This is a genomic window from Microbacterium sp. zg-B96 (genome assembly GCF_030246865.1).
In the GTDB taxonomy this organism is placed as follows: domain Bacteria; phylum Actinomycetota; class Actinomycetes; order Actinomycetales; family Microbacteriaceae; genus Microbacterium.
Window position 1 is genome coordinate 3177372 of sequence record NZ_CP126738.1, and the last position, 18441, is coordinate 3195812.

The window sequence follows — 18441 nt, forward strand, 5'->3', positions numbered from 1 at the left end:
TGGGGGCACTCCTCAGGACAGTCGCTCGAGGACCACGGCCATGCCCTGGCCACCGCCGACGCAGAGCGTTGCCATGCCGAGGGTCTGGTCGCGCGTGCGCAGGCCGTTGAGCAACGTGCCGATCAGCCGGACGCCGGTCGCCCCGAAGGGGTGGCCGATCGCGATCGACCCACCGAAGGGATTCACCTGCTCCTCGAGGTCGAGCCCCAACTCGCGCGCGCTGGCGACGACCTGGACGGCGAACGCCTCATTGATCTCGACGATGTCCATGTCCCCCGTCTGCAGGCCGGCACGGGCGAGCGCGCGGCGCGACGACTCGACCGGACCGAGACCCATGATCTCGGGGCTCAGCCCGGTCACAGCGGTGGAGACGACACGCGCCAGGGGGGTGATCCCCTTCTCCTTCGCGTATCGACCCGACACCACGAGCGCGCCCGAAGCACCGTCGTTGAGCGGGCAGGCGTTGCCCGCGGTGATCGTGCCGGCCGGCGAGAAGATCGGCTCGAGCGCCGCGAGGCCTTCGGCTGTGGTGCCGCGGCGCAGGGAGTCGTCGGCCTCGAAGACCGAGCCGTCCGGACGTACCACCGGCACGATCTCGCGGGCGAAGAAGCCGTCCGCCTGCGACTGTGCCGCCCGCTGCTGCGAGCGCAGCGCGAACGCATCCTGCTCGGTCCGGGTCACGCCCGTCACCCGCGCGACGTACTCGGCGGTATGCCCCATCTGGATGTACGCATCCGGCATCCGGCCGTCCTCCCGAGGATCGTGCCAGCCTGCGTCTGTGAGCATCGCCTGGCGCGTGCGCTCGGCTGCCGCGTCGAATGCGGGGTTGCCGGCGGAAGCCGGAGGCTGAGCGCGAGACGTCGACTCGGTCCCGCCGACGAGGAAGGCGTCGCCCTCACCCGCCTTGATCGCGTGGAAGGCCATCCGCGTGGTCTGGATGGACGAGGCGCAGAAACGGTTGACCGTCGTGCCCGGCAGCGAGTCGCGGCCCAGCAGCGTCGCCACCACGCGCGCCATGTTGAACCCCTGCTCGCCATCGGGGCCGGCGGTGCCGAGCATCAGGTCGTCGATGTCGTCGCCCGCCGCTTCGGGCACTCGGTCGAGGACGGCGCTGAGCACCTGCCGGGCCAGCTCGTCCCCGCGCACGTCGATGAGCCCCCCTCTGCGGGCCCGTCCGATCGGCGTGCGGGCGATGGAGACGATCAGCGCGTCGTCGTCGGCGAAGTTCATGGTCAGCCTTTCTGTAGGGATCCTGAGGCGGACAGCCCGCCGACCAGCGTGAGTGCTTCGTCGAGCGACACGGCCGAGCCGTAGCCGTGGAAGTCCGGGCGGTACACGATCACGGCGCGGTCGATGGCGTCGAACAACGCCCCGTAGCGCCCGGTGACGTCGACACCGGAATGCACGGTGGGCCGCTGCGCATCGACCGGCTCGACCTCGATGATCTTGGCCGGCAGTCCGGCGGGCGTGGCCGATCGGATCGCCGCCGCGTCCTCGGCACTCAGCCGACGGCGGTCGACGAGAATGGTGAACTCGGCGAAGGCCACCTCATCCAGGAGGGCGACGCGGTCGTCGGGTCCGAGGAGCGGATGCTGCTGTCCGCCGCGCGCCGCCACGGGGTCGGCACCGGCCTCGCCACCGGGGAAGAACCCGGGGCCGAGCATCTCCGGAGGCATCGGCGGCAGGGCGTTCCACGGCAGCGGACCGCGGGCAAGGAGGTGCGCGTCGCGCGCCGCGACCTTCTCCGGGTCGGTCTCGCAGATGACCCGGCCGAGCTCTATGGACATGCCCAATGCGTACTGCACGTGAGCGTGCCGCTCGGTGCTGTACGTGTCCAGCAGGTGCTCGTCGGCCAGCCCCCGCATCACGAGGTCGATCTTCCAGGTCAGGTTCATCGCATCACGGGCACCGGAGACCATTCCGCGACCGAAGAACGGGGGCATCCGGTGCGCGGCGTCGCCGGCGATGAACACCCGACCCACGTGCCACGTCGTCGCGCAGTGAGCGTGGAACGTGTACATCGCGAGGCGCTCGAGCTCCGCGTGGGCGGGGTCGACCCCCCAGGGCTCGACGAGGCGCCACGCGTTCTCCTCCGTGCTGAAGGTCGCGGCATCCTCCCCCGGCATGAGCATGAATTCGAAGCGCCGGCGGCCGGGCCCGCCCGACACGGACGACCTCGGACGCTTCGGATCGCAGATCTGCCCGTTCTCCGGGGTCCACACCCGCGGTGGCATCTTCAGGTCCATGACCAGCCAGTCCGAGCTGAAGTCCAGGTCCTGGATCTGGATCCCCACGAGGTCGCGGACCGTCGAGTTCGCGCCGTCGCACCCGATCACATAGGAAGCCCGGACCTCGGCGGTGCCGTCGGGGCCGACCAGCGTGGCCGTCACACGGTCACCGTCCTGCGAGATCGCCGTGAGTGAAGTTCCCCACCGCGTCTCGAGCGTCGGGATTCTCCCCTGCTGCCGGCGCAGGGACGCCTCGAGGTCGGCCTGGGAGAACATCGTCGATTCCGGCCAGCCCTGCTCCCCATCGAGCGGGGCGGGGAAGCTCAGCAGCAGTCGCCCGTCGGCATTCAACCAGTCATAGCTCGCGGCCGGCTCGCTGAAGGTGGCCTGCTCTTCGGCTCCGATGCCGAGTCCCGCGAGCATCCGATTCACGTCGGGGTCGTAGTGGACGGCACGAGGCAGTGCGTAGGGCTGTGCGTGTCGCTCGACCGCCAGCACCCGATGTCCGTGACGCGCCAGCAGCAGGGAGGCGAACTGCCCCACGACCCCCTGCCCGACGACGAGGACGTCGACGTCCGTCATTTCCGATCGACCCCTTCGTCTTCGATGAAGGCGTCGGCCCGGGTGACGAACCAGTCGAGAGCGCCCGGGTCGACCAGGGCGCCGCGGTTGACCGCTCGCTCGGGTGGGTATCCCAGGAAGAGCTTCTTCAGCGGGATCTCGATCCGCTTGCCGGCGTGCGTCATCGGAATCGCGGGTGCCGCCTCGATGATGTCGGGCACATGGCGCGCCGAGGCGCGGGCACGGATGCCGGCACGGATCTGCGCCTCCAGTTCCTCGTCGAGCACCGCGCCGTCGGCGAGCTCCACGAACAGCGGCATCCAGTAGCCTCCAGCAGGCAGCTCCACTCCCAGCACCACCGCTGCGCGCAGCCCCGGGATGGTCTGGAGCGCGGCGTATATGTCGGCCGAGCCCAGCCGCACGCCGTCGCGGTTGAGCGTGGCGTCGCTTCGGCCCTCGACGACGATGCCGCCGTGCGCCGTACGGCGGATCCAGTCGCCTTGTGTCCACACGCTGGGGTCCTGCTCGAAGTAGGCGGCGCGGTAAAGGGCGCCGTCGGGATCGTTCCAGAACGCAACGGGCATCGAGGGAGTGGGCTTGGTGATCGTCATCTCGCCCACCTCGCCGACGCCGGCGGATGTGCCGTCCTCGCGGCGCACATCGATCGCATGGCCGAGCGTCGGCCCCTGGGACTCGCCGACGATGGCCGGCTGCCAAGGGTTTCCGCCGATGAAGCCGCTGCAGATATCCGTACCGCCGGAGTCGCTGTGCAGGTGAACGCCCGGTGCGACCGCGTCGAGCACCCAGCGCCAGGTGGACGGCGCGAGCACCGATCCCGTGGACATGATCTCGGTCAGCGCCGAGAGATCCCAGTCGTCGCCGGGGCGCAGCCCGGACTGCTCGAGCACACCGAGGTAGGCCGCGCCGGTCGACATCATCGTGGCCCTCGACACAGCGACGATCTCGAACTGCCGATCGAGGCGTGGCCACGTCAGGGCGCCGGCATAGGTGACCACGGACGCACCCGTGAGGAGGGTATTGCCCAACGTGTTCCACACCATCCAGGAGGTGTTGGCCGCCGTGAAGTACCGGTGACCCGCGCCCAAGCCGTAGTGCAGCCCGATCCCCTTGTACGCCTCCAGCATCATGCCCCCGTGACCGTGCACGATCCCCTTGGGGGCGCCGGTCGTACCGGAGGAGAACAGCACCCACAGCGGCGCGTCGAAGGGCACGCGATGAAACGTCGGCTCCACCAGGTCGCCGGCGGCGTCATCGACCACGAGGACGGTGGTCCCCGGCAAGGCTTCGCCGATCTCGGCCAGAGCCGCGGAGGTGTCGAACCAGTCACCCTTGAAGGTGTATCCGCGGACCCCGATGAGCACCTTCGGTGTCAACGGTCGCAGCCGGTCCACGGTCGCCGTGACCGCGAGGTCGGGCGAGGAGACCGACCAGATCGCTCCGAGGCCGACGGTCGCGAGCATCGCGACGAGCGTCTCGGGGATGTTCGGGAGCGTCGCGCCGACTCGGTCGCCCGGCTGCACGTCGGCGGCACGCAGCCGCTGCTGGAAGGCGCCGACGCGCCCGGCCAGCTCACGCCACGACCACTCCTGGACGGTCAAGTCCTCCTCGACGTGGACGAGCGCGGTATCGTCGGGGCGCTCCGTCGCGTGCCGCAGGACGTTCTCCGCGTAGTTGACCGCTGCATGCGGATACCACACGGCACCCGGCATCCGCTCCTCCGCAAGGGCGGGGGCTGTCAGCCCGTCTCCGACCATGCCGAAGAACTCGCGCACGGCGTCCCAGAACGTGCCGAGGTCCGTGACCGACCATTCCCAGAGGGCGGGGTACTCACGAAGGGTGAGCCCGTGCCGCTCCCGGAGCCACTCGCTGAACGCCCACAGCCGGCCCGACCCGATGCTCTCGGGGGTCGGCTGCCAGGCGATCTCGGGTGCGGGCGCCGGGACTACCCCGGGAACGGCACGGTCACTCATGACGCGGCGAGGAACTCGTTGGTGAACGAGCCGAAGCCGTCCAGGACAGTCGTCAGCCGGTCGCCGGGGCGCAGCATGAGCCCCCGCGCCTTGCCGACACCGGCCGGGGTGCCGGTGAACAGAATGTCACCCGGCAGAAGGGTGACGATCTGCGAGAGGCGGTGGACCGTCTCCGCGATCGGGAAGAACATCTGCGCCGTGTCACCGGTCTGCAGCGCGATCCTCTCCTGCCCTCGCTGGAGCGAGGCCGAGAAGCTGATGGCGTCACGGTCGAGGAACTCGTCAGGCGTCACGACGTACGGCCCGAAGGGGCCGAAGTTCGGGTACGACTTGCCGAGCGAGAACTGCGGAACGGGAGGACGGAGTTGGACGGCGCGGTCGCTGTAGTCCTGGCCGACGGCGATGCCGGCGACATGGTCCCACGCATCCTGGCGGGGGATGCGGTGTCCTCCGCGTCCGATCACGACGACGATCTCCGTCTCGTAGTCGACGTCGTCGCCGGTCAGCGACACCGTCGCATTGGGGGCCGCCAGGGAGGAGACGAACTTCGTGAACACGATGAGATCGTCGGGGGCGGGGATGCCGGCCTCCTCCGCGTGATCCTTGTAATTCGCACCGATGGCGAGCACCTGCGGCGGCCGGGGCACCGGCACCCCGAGGTCTGACTCGGCCCAGGGAGTCCGGTCGCCGGCGGGCTCTGCGTCCGCCCAGTCGACGAAGGAACTCCAGTTCTCGTAGACGCTCATCGGGTCGGGGCCGAACCGCCCGTCGGAGGCAGTTGCAATGTCCAGGGCGCCCGTGTCTGTGATGAGGGCAGCCCGGCCGCGGAGATTTGCGATCCGCATAGGTCAGGCCCCCGTCGGGAACGGCACGCCGGCGGCGAGCGCCGGGTTGGCCGCAATGCGGTCGGCCCACACCTCGGGGAAGGCGGGGTTGGGCACTTCGACGGCTGGGCGGTACTCGCCGGCGTAGGCGCGGCGGTGGATCTCGTCGTGGTCCAGCCCGGCGGCACGGGCCTCGACCAGTTTGTCCGGGTCGAACTGCGGCCCGAGCTGATCTTCTGAGAATTCGCGTGACGCCCACATCCACTCGGTCGACTTGCCCCAGTCGTGGAAGTTGTCGACCTGGATCTCGATGCCGTTGCCATCGGGGTCGTTGTAGTAGATGGACATGGTCATGCCGTGATCCATGGAGAAGGCCGGGACGATGTTCATGTCGCGCAGTCGCACGTAGTTGTCGAGCCACTGGTCGAAGTCGGGGTACTCGAACGCGGTGTGGTGAAGCCCCGCGGTGTGCGGCTTGTCCACCGGCGCCTTCGTACCGGGAATGCGCAGCAGCGCGATGCGGTGGTTGGCCTCGTCGTTGGTCAGCCAGGCAGCATCCTGCGAGTAGAAGACGGGCTGCAAGCCGCACACCGCCTCGTAGAACCGGACCATGGGGTCGATCTCGAGGGTCATGAACGTGGCGTGGTGCAGTTTGGGCACGCGGATCGGGCGAGGTTTGGGCGACGTGGCGTAGACGGATGTCTCGGTGCTCATGGGTGTCCTCAGTTCAATCGTCAGCGGTGACCGCGGCTATCGCCGGGATCAGGTCGGCAACGTCTTGCCCGAGTCGGACGGTCCGCATGGGTCGTCGTCACACCGGAGCATTTGCCACTCACCGAACGACACCGTACAGTACCGTACGCACCTAGATCCACGATCGGAGATCACTATGCCTGAACTGCTCGTCATCATCGCCAGCACCAGACCAGGGCGCGTCGGGGGCGCCATCGGCGACTGGGCCGCCCAGGGCGCCCGCGAGCACGGCGGCTTCAACGTCACGGTCGCGGACCTGGCGCAACTCGACCTGCCCATGCTGGATGAGCCGAATCATCCGCGCATGGGGCAGTATCTGCGCGATCACACGAAGGAGTGGAGCCGACTCGTGGCCTCCGCCGACGCGTTCCTGTTCGTGACCCCGGAGTACAACTACGGGCCACCGGCGAGCCTGCTCAACGCGATCTCCTATCTTTTCTGGGAGTGGGCGTACAAGCCGGTCGGATTCGTCAGCTACGGCGGGATCGCAGCCGGCCTGCGGGGTGTCCAGGTGCTCAAGCAGATCGTCACGACACTGCGCATGGTGCCCATCGGCGACAACGTCTGCATCCCCTTCGTCGCTCCCCTTGTGAAGGACGGCGTGTTCAACCCGACTCCGATCGTCGCCGACACCCTGCCGTTCCACCTCGACGAGGTGCTGCGCTGGACGGAGGCGCTGCTCCCCCTGCAGGCGCAGGTGCCCGAGCGACGCATGGAGCTGCCGCCCGGCGCTCCGAAGCCGGGTCAGATTCCCGCACCCGTCGGCGTCTGAACGGATCCCACGGGGCCTCGCCTTCGACGCTCAGCGCTCGAAGGCGGGGCCCCGCGGTGCGCGCTCAGGCCGAAATGTGTTCCGCATCTCTCCGATGCCCTCTACCCACGTGGTGAGCACCTCGCCGGGCTGAAGGAACCGCTTGGGCTCGCGCGCGTTGCCGACACCACCGGGCGTGCCGGTGAAGATGATGTCACCCGGGGAGAGCTTCAGGACGCCGGACAAGTGCTCGATGAGCGTCGGGATGGAGAAGATCAGATTCCGGGTGCGCCCGTCCTGCATCACCTCACCGTCGATCGCACACCCGAAGCCGAGGTCATCGGGGTTGTCGAATTCGTCGACGCTGACCAACTCTGGCCCCATCGGGCTGAAGCCGGGGAACGACTTCCCGAGACTGAACTGCGGGGGATGCGCACCGAGTTGCAAGATCCGCTCGGACAGATCCTGTCCGATCGTGAGCCCGGCGACGTACCGCCACGCATCGGCGGCGCTCACGTTGCGGGCCGCTGCGCCGATCACGACGACGACCTCCGCCTCCCAATCGGTGTTGCCGCCGTCTGGCAGCACGACCTCGGCGTAGGGCCCGATGACACTGGACGGGAACTTGGTGAACACCGCCGGCACCGGCGACACGCCCACCGGGCTCTCGTCGACGTGCGACTGATAGTTGAGGCCGATGGCGAAGACCTGCGCCGGCCGAGGTGTCGGCGCGCCCCAGACGGCGTCGGCGGAGACGTCGACAGCATGGCCGGTGGCATCCTCGGTCCAGGCGGTGAACTCCGCCCACCGCTCGTAGAGGGCCTGGATGTCCGCCGGGAAGCGGCCGCCGCTGCTGCGTTCGATGTCGAGCCACCCGTCGTCGGTCTTCAGTACGGCGCGGGAGTCGAGATTGGCGATGCGCATGCGGGTCTTCCTTGTCGGGGGGTGATCAGCGGTCGAACAGCGGGCAGCCGGCGGTGGTCATGCGAACGGGCATGTTGCCGTCCCACTGGTTCAGCCAGTACTGATCCTCCGGGTCCCAGACGATCTCGGGGCGCTCCTTGTCGTAGATACGCTCGAGATCGGTGTAGAGCTCGATGATCGCGCCGTTGGGCTCTTCGTAGTAGGCCGCGATGTTATGGCCGGCGCCGTGGCGCACCGGGCCCCACACGAGGCGGGAGCCCGCACGGGCGAGGCGATCGCCCAGGCGGCCGATGTCGGCGATCGACTGTGTCTCCCAGGCGTGGTGGTGCAGTCCGCTCCAGGTGCTCTCGATGAGAGCGATCCCGTGGTGATCGGGGTTGCAGCGCAGGAAGAACCCCGCAGACACACCGATCCGGTCGGAGACACGGAAGTCGAAGACGTCGACCAGAAACTTCGCGAAGGCGACAGTGTGCTGCGTGCGGACGGTGATATGGCCGAGACGGTCGGGGCCGAACCCGCCGGCGCGGACAGCCCAGCGGGTGGGGCCCAGATGCACGTGGAACGTGAAGCCCTCGGGCCCCACGAACGCGAACCCTGCCTCGATGTAGTCCTCATACGGCTGATCGGCGACGACCCGGTAGCCGGCCCGGTCGACCTTGGCTCGGATGGCGTGGAGCTCGTCGAGGGTGGGTGCGATGAGACCGAAGTGGTCGGCACCATCGATATCGGAGACCGTGTAGACCAGGTCGCGCGTGCCCGTGCCGGAACCGAAGTACGCCTTGGTCCCCGTGATCTCCACGGGAGTGAGGCCGAGGATGTTCTCCGCGTTCTCGATTGAGGCGCGCAAATCGCGCGTCCCCAGCGAGACGTAGCCGATCTCGGAAATCGATCCGATGGTCATGGTGCCGGTCCTCCCGCTGTTGTGAGCCGAAGTCAACGTAGCGAGCGGCGGACGGGAGGGCGATGACGGATTCCGGTATCCGGAATCCGTCATCCGATGTCCTATCCCTCGGCGGCCAGCGCCGCCGTTATGCGGCGAGCCGTGACGAGTACCGAGGGCGCCTGCACGCGGGCGGCCCGGTCGCCGTCGACGGTGAGGACCAGGGCACTGTCGACCTCGCCTCTGGTGCGGATTGCGGCGGCCAGAGTCACACGCCGCCCGTCCAGAGGGTCCGCACGCCGGACCACGCGGCCCGCGCGCGCGTCACGGATCGCGGCGTCGACGTCGGCCGCCTCTTCCGGCCCTGCCGCGCGGCGGAGCTCCGCCACGCTGTGATCGGAGCGCGCGGCGAGGATGGCGACCCCCGCGCTCGTACGGTGCAGGGGCACGCCCTCCGGGAGGCTCCGCCAGTCGGCGCGGGTGTGGGTCAGCCCGCTCAAGCGTTCGACCACGCGCAAGCGCTCGCCATCCAAGAGGACGAGGTCCACCGTCCCTCTGGTGACCTCGTGCAGATCGTGCAGGAACCTCCCCGCGACAAAACGGGTCCGCTCCGTCCGTGCATGCCTGCGACCAAGCACCCACGTGCGCGTACCGATCATCAACCCGCCACCCTCGCCGCGTTCGATGAGCTGTTCCGCCAGAAGCTGGGCGCACAACCGGTGCACTGTGGTCAGCGGCAGCCCGGTGCGGGCACTCAGATCCGTCAGCATCACCGGCGCTCCGGCGGTCGCCAGCTCGTCCATGATCTGAACGCTGCGTTCGATGACCGACATCAGCGCACCCTCGGCACCCTGGCCGCCCTCATGGCCTGTCGTCCGGCCACACGGAGCCGATGACGGCATCCCTCGTGCCGGCCAAGTGCGTGTGGAGTAGATCTCTCGCCTCGTCGCCCCGCCCAGCGACGGCGAGCTCCATCAGACGCCGGTGCTCGCCCGCGACCTCGACGCGACGCTCGGGCGTCGACGCGGAGTCGGACAGCTGACGGTAGATCTCGGCTTCATCCCGCAGGATCGCCGCCAGCGCGGTCAGGCGCGCGTTGTGCGCATCGGCGCAGAGCGCCTCGTGGAAGGCCGTGTGCGCGGCCCGCCAGTCCTCCTGCGTCCCGGGGCGATTCGAGACGCGCTCCACCGCGGCAAGGGCGGAGTAGCTCTCCCGGACCCGCTGCACCCACCCGGAGTCGCCGCGCTCCACCGACAGCCGCACGGCAGCGCCTTCGACGATTTGACGCAACTCGGTGAGTTCGGCGAGCTCTGCGCGGGACGCCTGCGCAACGCGGAACTGGAAGTCGCTGGACTCGATGACGAGGCGCTGATCGGCGAGGCGCGTCAGCGCGTCGCGAGTGGTCGTCATCGCGACATCGAGCTGCTCGGAGAGCTCGGCCAGAGCGATTTCACTACCGGGAGCCAGCCGCCCGCTGACGATCGCTGTGCGGATGACGGCGACGACCTCCGCGACCGCCCCCTCGCCGGTGCCGAGAGACCTCATCGGATCATCCTAGCGAGGGAACCGGGGTGAATTCCGCTATTCGGAAGCGCGTGCGTCTCCCAGCGGCGGTGACCCCCCGCGCCGACGAGGCGGCCGGGAGCCGGCAGCGCGGCCCGCCGTCACTTGCCCGGCGCCTTGTTCTGCAGGCCGGCAGCGAACATGTCGAACGGCGGCTGGCCGAGCAGCTGGCGCCCGGAGATCTCGGCGAGCGACTCGAGGCGCATCGCGCCATGGGACAGGATCACCGCAGCGTCGCGGAGGTAGCGCTGGATCGGGTTGGACAGCGCGTATGCCGAAGATCCGATGATGCGGGCCATGCTCTGAATCGCGTCGTGGCACTGCTGGCCGACGTAGGCGAGTTCCACGCTTGCTTGCGACTCCTCGGGTCCGCTGAAGTCCGTGCCGGCAACCGCGTGCGCATCGATCAGGTCGGCGTATTTCACGAGCATGGTCTCGGCGATCTCGATCGCGGCGCGTGCTTTGGCTGCCGTCACCTGTGATGTCGCCATCTCGGCGACCGACGCGTAGGGCGGGCTGAACGGCTTCTTTCCAGTCTGCTTCACGAAGGCGTCGAAGGATCCTCTGGCCAGGCCGGCCACGATCCCGATCGTGATGATCGAGACCGTGAGCATTGAGGCCCGCATCTTCGCCTGGTAGGCCAGACCCCCGTATCGCTGGTGGGCGGAGTCCATATGCCGGGGAAGGTCGGCCATGTCCACGAATCGGTGGTCGGGCACGAACACCTCATCGACGGCGCGCATGCTGTTGCTGTCGGACGCTGACATGCCCGCGACCGCCCAGTCATCGAGGCGCTCGAGCTGCCCGGGGTCGAACATGACGAGACCGTGTCCCTCCCGCTCACCGTCCACCCAGTGCATGCCGCCGAAGATCCGGGCAGCGCTGTGGTTGCCGCTGACGAAGGTCCATTTGCCCGTGACCATCCAGCCGCCCTCCACCCGCCGCCCCTCACCGGTGACAGCCGCAAACGTGGAGCCGCCTGCTGCGATCGGCCCCTTCCAGGTGTCCACTTCGCGGTACAGGTCGTCGACCAACTCCTCGGGGAAGGTGGAGATCATGCGGGCACCGCCGGAAACCATGAACACCCAACCGGCGGCGGCGTCGGCGCGACCGAGTTCCATCGCGATCTCGGCGACGTCACGGGCGCCGAGGGCGAGCCCGCCGTACTCGATGGGCACCACCGCGCGCGTGAGGCCGGTGTCGGCGAGAGCCTCAATGAGGTCGTCCGGCAGCTTTCTGGCTTGCTCGGCAGCCTGCGCGGCGGCCTGGATCCGCGGACGAAGCTCCGCGACCGCGGCGGCGATGCGCCGGCCTTCGTCGGTGAGGAATCGATCAGTGCCTTGGGCGGGTGGGGTGTGGTCCACGGTGTCGAACACGGGCGACGCTCTCTCTCGTTGCGGGCGACTCGACAGCGCTGTCGCAGCCGGGAAGGCGCGTCGCCGTACTGAACTGTACAGTACCGGTAATGTGACGGCAATCAGTGCCTGCCGACGGCTTCCGATTATCGGAAGTAACCCCTGGTCCCCGTCACCGGCTCGTATTGGATGGGCGAGGGGTCCCGCCGCCGGGACCGCCGAATGAGAAGGAGAACGAGACATGGCATTCATCTGCAGCGCGACGTGGACCGCCAAGGACGGCGAGGCCGAGACCGTGAGCGCGGCCCTGGAACAGCTTGCGCCGGCCAGCCGCACGGAGGCGGGCAATCTCTACTACCAGCCGTACCAGGACCCGGCGGAGCCGAACGTGTTCCGCATCTTCGAGGTCTATACCGACGAGGCGGCCTTCAAGGCGCACGCCGAGTACGACCACTTCAAGACGTGGGCCCTCGGGCAGGCGATCCCCGCCCTGGAGACGCGCCAGCGGGAGTTCTACGAGACCCTGGATTACTGAGCGATGCGCGTTGCCCGGTATCGCGAGGGCGGCGCGATCCGCGTCGCCCTCGTCGAAGCAGACACGCTCCGACCGCTTCCGGTCGGCTCGGACGTGCTCGACATCCTGAATCTTCCCGCCGACGCCCGCGAGGAGCTGTCTGCCCAGGCTGGCGAGGCGGTCCCGCTCGACCGAGCCGCCCTCGTTGCCCCCATCGACCCGCCTGCCATGCGGGACTTCGTCGCTTTCGAGAGGCACGTCGAAGGTGTGAACGCCACGGTCGGCGGCGGTGCGGCGGGAGTGCCGGACGCCTGGTACGAGGCGCCGGTGTTCCTGTTCATGAACCCGCACGCGCTCACCGCGCCGTTCGGCGACATCCCCATGCCGCCATTTACTACGGCCTTGGACTTCGAGCTCGAGGTGGCCGCGATCGTCGGCACCCGCGTGCGCGACGCTGCACTGGACGAGGCGGAATCGCTCATCGTCGGCTACGCCGTTTTCAACGACTGGTCGGCCCGAGACGTCCAGCGCCGCGAGATGCAGGTCGGCCTCGGCCCGAGCAAGGGCAAGGATTTCGCCCACACCCTGGGTCCGTGGATCACGACCCCGGACGAACTGGAGCAATGGCGTACCGCGGATCGCTACGACTTGACCATGCAGGTGAGCGTCAACGGCCAGTTGGTCGGCGGCGACAGCCTCGCCACCCTGGCCTGGAGCTTCCCCGAGCTGCTCGTGCACGCCTCGCGCGACGCCTGGGTGGGTGCCGGTGATGTGCTCGCTACCGGAACGGTCGGAGGCGGCGCCCTCGCCGAGTGGTGGAGTCGGCGAGGCGAGCAGACGCCGCCACCGCTCCAGGTGGGCGACGTCGTGACGATGACCGTTGCGGGTCTCGGCACGATCGAGAACCGGATCGTCACGACGGCCAGTCCGGGCCATCGGGCACCGGCAGCGCGGCGGATGGGTGCCTAGCGCCCCGTCAGCCAGCTGCCTGCGCGCTCACCAGGACGGTGCGCAGCGGGGTCGCCTCGCGGCCGGTCAACCGCGAGACGACTCCACTGACGGTCGCGAAAGCTCCCTCCCGGGTGGCGCCCCCGATGCCCGAGACCATGGCCAGCGCGACCGGGAACGGCGCGCCGCCGGCCGCGGCGAGCTCCCGAGCCAAGGTCTCGTCATCGACATGGCGCACGGGGACCGGCCGGCTGCTGACCTCGGAGAAGAGGCGCGCGCGGTCCTGCGCATCCAGCGCTGCAGGGCCGGTGACGTCATACACCTGACCGGCGTGACCGCTCGTGGTCAGCACCGCCGCTGCCACCGCCGCGCAGTCCGCCCGGGAGACGAACGCCGTGCGCCCGGCCCCCGTGTTCGAGACCAGCTCGCCGCGCGCGACGGCCTCCGCCAACGCGCGCGTCTCGCCTTCGGCATAGGGGAAGTTCCGCAGAATGCACCACTCCAGCGGACCGTCCTTGAGAGATTGTTCCGTGGCCGCGTGATCTGCGGAGATGACGTCTCCGGACCCCAGAACGGGGAAGGAGGTATAGGCGATGAAGGTCGCACCGGCGCGCGTCGCGGCATCGATTGCGGCCTGATGCTGCACCCCGCGGCGACCCAACGCGTCCGTGGAGATCAGGAGGACGCGATCGACACCCAGGAACGCGCCCGGCAGGGTCTCCGGGCGGTCCAGGTCGAGTTCGCGCACCTCGGCACCGCGCGCCATGAAGTCCGTGAGAGCGTCGGGGCTCCGGGTACCCAGGACCACGTCCGCCGGCGCCAGCCGCTCCAGCAGAAGGCCGGCCACCGCGCGCCCCAGGTGTCCGGACGCCCCCGTGATGAGCACCTTCACTCGATCTCCCTCCGTCTGCTGACAACACAAGAACAGTACCGTACAGTACGTTTAGTCCCACATCGGAACGCCGCCAAAGCGACCGACTCGTGCGAGGACGCGCGAATGAGAAGCGAGGAATCATGACGACGATCGGGGCACCACACGGCGTGCGAACGGCGATGGAGGACGTGGTCGGCGAGATCCGTGAGCGGATCGAGGAGATCGAGCGGCTCCGCCGGATTCCGGCCGACTTGCATAAGACGCTCCGTGACGCGGGGATGTACCGGCTGCTGCTGCCGTCCAGCCACGGCGGACTGCAGGCGAGTTCGGATGAGGTGCTCGACGTCATCGAGACCCTGGCCGCGGTCGACGGGTCGGTCGCCTGGGCCACCTCGATCGGCATCCAGAGCCCCGCGGTGCTCTCCTGGCTGCCGCGCGCAACGTTCGAGCGGATCTACGCCGAGGGCTCCGACATCACCGTCGGGGGCGCCTTCGGTCCGCAGGGGCAGGCAGAGGTCGTCGACGGCGGCTACCGCGTCACCGGACGCTGGGGGTTCGCCAGCGGCTGCGACAACTGGGACTTCCTGTTCGCGAACTGCGTGGTCACGCAGGGTGGGCAGCCGCGGCCGGGTGGACCGGACGGTCCGCCCGGCCAGCCGGCGACCCGTGCCATGCTGGTGCCCCGCGCGGACGCCGAGATCATCGACACCTGGCACACGCTGGGCATGCGCGGCACGGGTAGCAACGACTTCACCCTGCAGGATGTGTTCGTGCCGGAGGAGTTCACCTTCGGGCTGGGCGCAGAACCCTGCATCCCCGGCATCACGCGGTACCCGCTCATCGAGTTCGGCTTCGAACTCGCCTCCATCGCCATCGGCGTCGCACAGGGGGCGCTGAACGACGTCGCCGACTCCGCCGCCGGTCGTCAACGCGTGATGGCCCGTACCCGCATCGCGGATGACGCCGTCGCCCAGCACCGCATCGGCCGCGCGCACACCGAACTGCGCGCCGCTCGGGCCTTGATCCGCGCAAGCGCCCTCTCCCTGCGGGAGAACCCGGAGCAGGACTTCATCGGTCTCATGACCGAGGCTTCCGCCGCGAACGCTTCAGTGATCGACACCTGCATCGACGTGGTCGGGATGTGCTTCCGCACCTACGGCGCCCGCGGCATCTACAGCGACTCATCGCTGCAGCGTCGGCTACGCGACATCTATACGATCGCCCAGCACGCGACGCTCAACGACAGCGCGTGGACCCGCCAGGGCGTTGCGCTCTTCGGCGGTCCCGGCGGCCCCTCCTGAGCCGTCGTCTCTGCAGAGTGAGGAGGGCCACCCGGAACGACTCCGGGTGGCCCTCCTCACCGCAGATGAAGCAGCGGGGTCACCCCTGCCAGACGATGAGCGCGCCCGGGCCCTGAGCCCCCGTCAAGAAGTCGGGGTCGGCGTCACTCCCGTCGAGGTTCGCGCGGCCGACGGTGCCGTCGCTGCTGGTCCAGTAGAGGTACGAGTCGGTCACCGCGACGCCCGCGGGCGTGTTCGCGCCGGAGATGATGTCCGGCTCCGGCTCGCTGCCATCCAGGTTCGCCCGGCCGACCGTGCCGTCGCTGCGGCTGGTCCAGTACAGGTGTTCATCCGTCACCGTCAGGCCCGCCGGCGTGACGACACCGGTCATGAAAGCCTGGTCCGGGTCGGAGCCGTCGAGGTTGGATCGGCCGATGGTGTTGTCGCCGTTGTTGGCCCAGTAGACGAAGTCGTCGTCGACGGCGATCGCGTTGGGAAAGTCAGCGCCACTGAGGAAGGCGTCGTTCACATCGGAGCCGTCGAGGCTCGATCGTCCGATCGTGTTGTGGCTGGCGTTGCTCCAGTAGAGGTAGTCACCGTGAATCGCCAGGCCGGCGGGCGAACTCAGCTCGGCGAGGAACTGCTGGTCGACCTCCGAGCCGTCGAGCGTCGCGCGGCCGATCGTGTTCTGATCTCCGTTGCTCCAGTAGAGGTATTCGCCGTCTGTGGCCACGCCGATCGGGAAGCTCGCCCCGGTGATGAACTCGGGGTTCGACTCACTGCCGTCCAGGTTGGCGGCCCCGATGGAGTTGATCCCCTCGTCCCGGTTGGGGACACCGACCTCGGTGCCGCTGTTCGTCCAGAAGATCTGGCCGCCTCCGCCGCCGGCGCTGCACGATGCCAGCACGGCGGCGAGACCGACAGCCAGCCCGGCGGCGACGATGCGCCGCATCCTTCGGTGCTCGTGAAGGGAAAACCCCATGCTCTTGCTCCTTCGTCTCACTTGACCGGACGCCGGCACGCCCTCGTGCGGACAGAACCCGGCGACGCACTCCTTCGTGCTCGCGTGAACTGTACAGTACGGTACTAAAATCTCCAGGAACCTCAATATCGCATTTCTGGGATCTGTACTATACGGTACCGTACAGTGCTCGATTGGCGGGCGAAGGGTCAAGGAGGATCCGAATGACTTCTGGAGAGCGGGCAGACGCTGCGCCGGAGCAGAACGCACAATCGGGTGCAGGCTCCTCCCGCCGCAACTTCCTGAAGGTGCTCGGCGTGACCGGGGCGGGCCTGGTCGCCGGCGGGGCCGGCATCGCCGCCGCCATCTCGGGGCAGGGCGGCGGCACCCCCGTACCGGCGCCGACGCCCTCGCAGACCCTCGCGGCGTCAGCATCGAAGGGGATCCCGCAGAACGCCGGAAAATTCGGCATCATGTTCCCCTCACTGCGCACCGAACCGTTCGCACACCCTGACGACATCGTTCGGCAGGCGCTGATGGAGGTCGGCAAGCGCGGCGGCATCATGGACGCCATGGACGACCTCACCGTCGCCCCCGAGCGCCTGCTCTTCGACCCCGCCGTGAACGGCACTCCCACGGCGACGGACACCTTCGGACGCAACCCTTTCAACCCGACGCAGACGGTCGGGACGACATTCTTCGGCCAGTTCATCACGCACGACATCACGTTCGACGCGACCTCGGTGCTGGGGGCTCCGGCCAACCCGCTGCTCACGCCCAACGAGCGGACACCGTCACTCGACCTCGACGCGGTCTTCGGCGGTGGCCCCGGCACATCCCGCAGGTTGTACGAGTCCGATGGCAAGGTCAAGATCGGCACCGGCGGCGTCTACGAGACAGTGCCTTTCACCTCCAAGTCCGACGGCTCCTACGAGACCCTCGCCCCGGACGGCCGCAACACCCAGACGTTGACGCTCGAGGGCCTCATGGCGGCATACATGATGGCGTACAACCGCGTTCTGGACGACCTGTCGGAGATCGACCTCAAGCCCTACTCCACCGCACGCGACGCAGACCTCACCAACGTGAACGAACGTCACCTGGTGGCCAAGGAGGTCATCCTCTGGCACTACCACTGGCTGATCATCAACGAGTACCTGCCGCAGGTCGTCGGGCAGGCCGTCGTCGACGATGTGCTCGCGAACGGCAACCGCTATTACAAGCCGCCGGCGGGAAACGCCTTCATGCCGATCGAGTTCAACTCGGCCTCGTTCAAGTTCGGTCACAGCCAGGCCGACGCCGCCTACCGAGCCAACTTCTCCAGCGGTACAGGCGCCAGCGCCGACCCGGCGAAGGCCCCCTTCTACGGGCTCGGATTCAATGCAGCCATTCCGACCACGCGCTTCGACAACAACACCTTCGACCGTGACGACATGCTCGGCGGGTATCCGGCACCGCGGCGGTACCTCGGGTGGCAGTCGTTCTTCGACTTCGGCGACGGTCAGGTCGTGCACAACCGGCGCATCACGCCCAAGATCACGAGCGTGCTGTTCACGCTGCCCGGTCCGGCCATCCCCGGAGGGCTGGAGACCGAGTTCAGCATGCTGACGCAGCGTGACCTCCTGCGCGTACTCACGTGGGCCCTGCCTCCCGGGCAGGCCGTCGCGCGCGAGATGGGGGTCGATGCCCTCACCAAGGCCGACCTCGAGGAGATCGGCAGCGTCTACGAGCCCTTCGCGACCAAGACCCCCATGTGGTACTACGAGATGGCCGAGGCCAAGGTGGCCGCCGGCGGTCTGACCCTCGGTCCCGTCGGCGCACGCATCGTGACCGAGACACTCATCGGCATCATGCGCGACGACGGCCGCTGCTACCTCAATCAGCAGCCCGGTTTCACCCCGTTCCTCGGTGCGGACCTGGAGTACGGCCCGAACCGGGTGGCCACCATGGGCGGCAGTCACGAGTACACCCACGCCAACTTCCTCTACTACGCCGGGGTCGTCGAGCCCGGTCTGTACCGCTGACAGGAGAGCA

General features: G+C 68.6%; 17 protein-coding genes. 5 read left to right on the forward strand and 12 right to left on the reverse strand.

What is annotated here, in order from left to right; translation table 11 throughout:
• Positions 1 to 12: 12 nt before the first annotated feature.
• From QNO11_RS15070 to QNO11_RS15090, 5 genes are all read right to left on the reverse strand, one after another.
• Positions 13 to 1230 (reverse strand): acetyl-CoA C-acetyltransferase, encoded by a 1218-nt coding sequence (locus QNO11_RS15070; RefSeq protein WP_257507455.1) that lies wholly within the window; start codon positions 1228 to 1230, stop codon positions 13 to 15.
• Between the two features lie 2 nt (positions 1231 to 1232).
• On the reverse strand, positions 1233 to 2810 hold the full coding sequence (locus tag QNO11_RS15075) for a bifunctional 3-(3-hydroxy-phenyl)propionate/3-hydroxycinnamic acid hydroxylase (protein ID WP_257507454.1): 1578 nt from the start codon (positions 2808 to 2810) through the stop codon (positions 1233 to 1235).
• Positions 2807 to 4780: an acetoacetate--CoA ligase gene (locus tag QNO11_RS15080; RefSeq protein WP_257507453.1), complete on the reverse strand. Its 1974-nt coding sequence runs from the start codon at positions 4778 to 4780 to the stop codon at positions 2807 to 2809. The genes QNO11_RS15075 and QNO11_RS15080 overlap by 4 nt, the downstream gene beginning before the upstream one ends.
• Entirely contained in the window at positions 4777 to 5526 is a 750-nt protein-coding gene (locus QNO11_RS15085; protein WP_257507452.1) for a fumarylacetoacetate hydrolase family protein, read from the reverse strand. The genes QNO11_RS15080 and QNO11_RS15085 overlap by 4 nt, the downstream gene beginning before the upstream one ends.
• A 102-nt stretch (positions 5527 to 5628) precedes the next feature.
• Positions 5629 to 6318 (reverse strand): VOC family protein, encoded by a 690-nt coding sequence (locus tag QNO11_RS15090; protein ID WP_257507451.1) that lies wholly within the window; start codon positions 6316 to 6318, stop codon positions 5629 to 5631.
• Positions 6319 to 6493: 175 nt separating this feature from the next.
• Between QNO11_RS15090 and QNO11_RS15095 the strand changes: the two genes are divergently transcribed.
• Positions 6494 to 7129, forward strand: a complete 636-nt coding sequence (locus QNO11_RS15095) for an NADPH-dependent FMN reductase (RefSeq protein ID WP_257507450.1) — start codon at positions 6494 to 6496, stop codon at positions 7127 to 7129.
• A 30-nt stretch (positions 7130 to 7159) separates the two neighbouring features.
• On the opposite strand, the gene QNO11_RS15100 is transcribed toward QNO11_RS15095, so the two are convergent.
• From QNO11_RS15100 to QNO11_RS15120, 5 genes are all read right to left on the reverse strand, one after another.
• Positions 7160 to 8032, reverse strand: coding sequence for a fumarylacetoacetate hydrolase family protein (locus QNO11_RS15100; protein ID WP_257507449.1), 873 nt, complete (start codon positions 8030 to 8032; stop codon positions 7160 to 7162).
• Positions 8033 to 8057: 25 nt separating this feature from the next.
• Positions 8058 to 8933: a VOC family protein gene (locus tag QNO11_RS15105; RefSeq protein ID WP_257507448.1), complete on the reverse strand. Its 876-nt coding sequence runs from the start codon at positions 8931 to 8933 to the stop codon at positions 8058 to 8060.
• Positions 8934 to 9034: 101 nt separating this feature from the next.
• Entirely contained in the window at positions 9035 to 9745 is a 711-nt protein-coding gene (locus QNO11_RS15110) for a helix-turn-helix domain-containing protein (protein ID WP_257507447.1), read from the reverse strand.
• 28 nt (positions 9746 to 9773) lie between these two features.
• Complete coding sequence (locus tag QNO11_RS15115) at positions 9774 to 10457, reverse strand: GntR family transcriptional regulator (protein WP_257507446.1); 684 nt, start codon at positions 10455 to 10457, stop codon at positions 9774 to 9776.
• 119 nt (positions 10458 to 10576) lie between these two features.
• Complete coding sequence (locus tag QNO11_RS15120; RefSeq protein WP_257507445.1) at positions 10577 to 11851, reverse strand: acyl-CoA dehydrogenase family protein; 1275 nt, start codon at positions 11849 to 11851, stop codon at positions 10577 to 10579.
• Between the two features lie 220 nt (positions 11852 to 12071).
• On the opposite strand from QNO11_RS15120, the gene QNO11_RS15125 reads away from it, so the two are divergent.
• Positions 12072 to 12365: a putative quinol monooxygenase gene (locus tag QNO11_RS15125; protein ID WP_257507444.1), complete on the forward strand. Its 294-nt coding sequence runs from the start codon at positions 12072 to 12074 to the stop codon at positions 12363 to 12365.
• A 3-nt stretch (positions 12366 to 12368) separates the two neighbouring features.
• The gene (locus QNO11_RS15130; protein WP_257507443.1) at positions 12369 to 13313 is read left to right on the forward strand and encodes a fumarylacetoacetate hydrolase family protein; all 945 of its coding nucleotides are present in this window, start codon (positions 12369 to 12371) and stop codon (positions 13311 to 13313) included.
• Between the two features lie 7 nt (positions 13314 to 13320).
• On the opposite strand, the gene QNO11_RS15135 is transcribed toward QNO11_RS15130, so the two are convergent.
• Positions 13321 to 14184, reverse strand: coding sequence for an NAD(P)H-binding protein (locus tag QNO11_RS15135; protein WP_257507442.1), 864 nt, complete (start codon positions 14182 to 14184; stop codon positions 13321 to 13323).
• A gap of 122 nt (positions 14185 to 14306) precedes the next feature.
• On the opposite strand from QNO11_RS15135, the gene QNO11_RS15140 reads away from it, so the two are divergent.
• On the forward strand, positions 14307 to 15467 hold the full coding sequence (locus tag QNO11_RS15140; protein ID WP_257507441.1) for an acyl-CoA dehydrogenase family protein: 1161 nt from the start codon (positions 14307 to 14309) through the stop codon (positions 15465 to 15467).
• Between the two features lie 79 nt (positions 15468 to 15546).
• Here the strand turns inward: QNO11_RS15140 and QNO11_RS15145 are convergent, their stop codons facing one another.
• Positions 15547 to 16428: a virginiamycin B lyase family protein gene (locus QNO11_RS15145; RefSeq protein ID WP_257507440.1), complete on the reverse strand. Its 882-nt coding sequence runs from the start codon at positions 16426 to 16428 to the stop codon at positions 15547 to 15549.
• A gap of 203 nt (positions 16429 to 16631) precedes the next feature.
• Here QNO11_RS15145 and QNO11_RS15150 point away from each other — a divergent pair, with 203 nt between their 5' ends.
• On the forward strand, positions 16632 to 18431 hold the full coding sequence (locus tag QNO11_RS15150; RefSeq protein WP_257507439.1) for a peroxidase family protein: 1800 nt from the start codon (positions 16632 to 16634) through the stop codon (positions 18429 to 18431).
• The last annotated feature ends 10 nt before the right edge of the window (positions 18432 to 18441 follow it).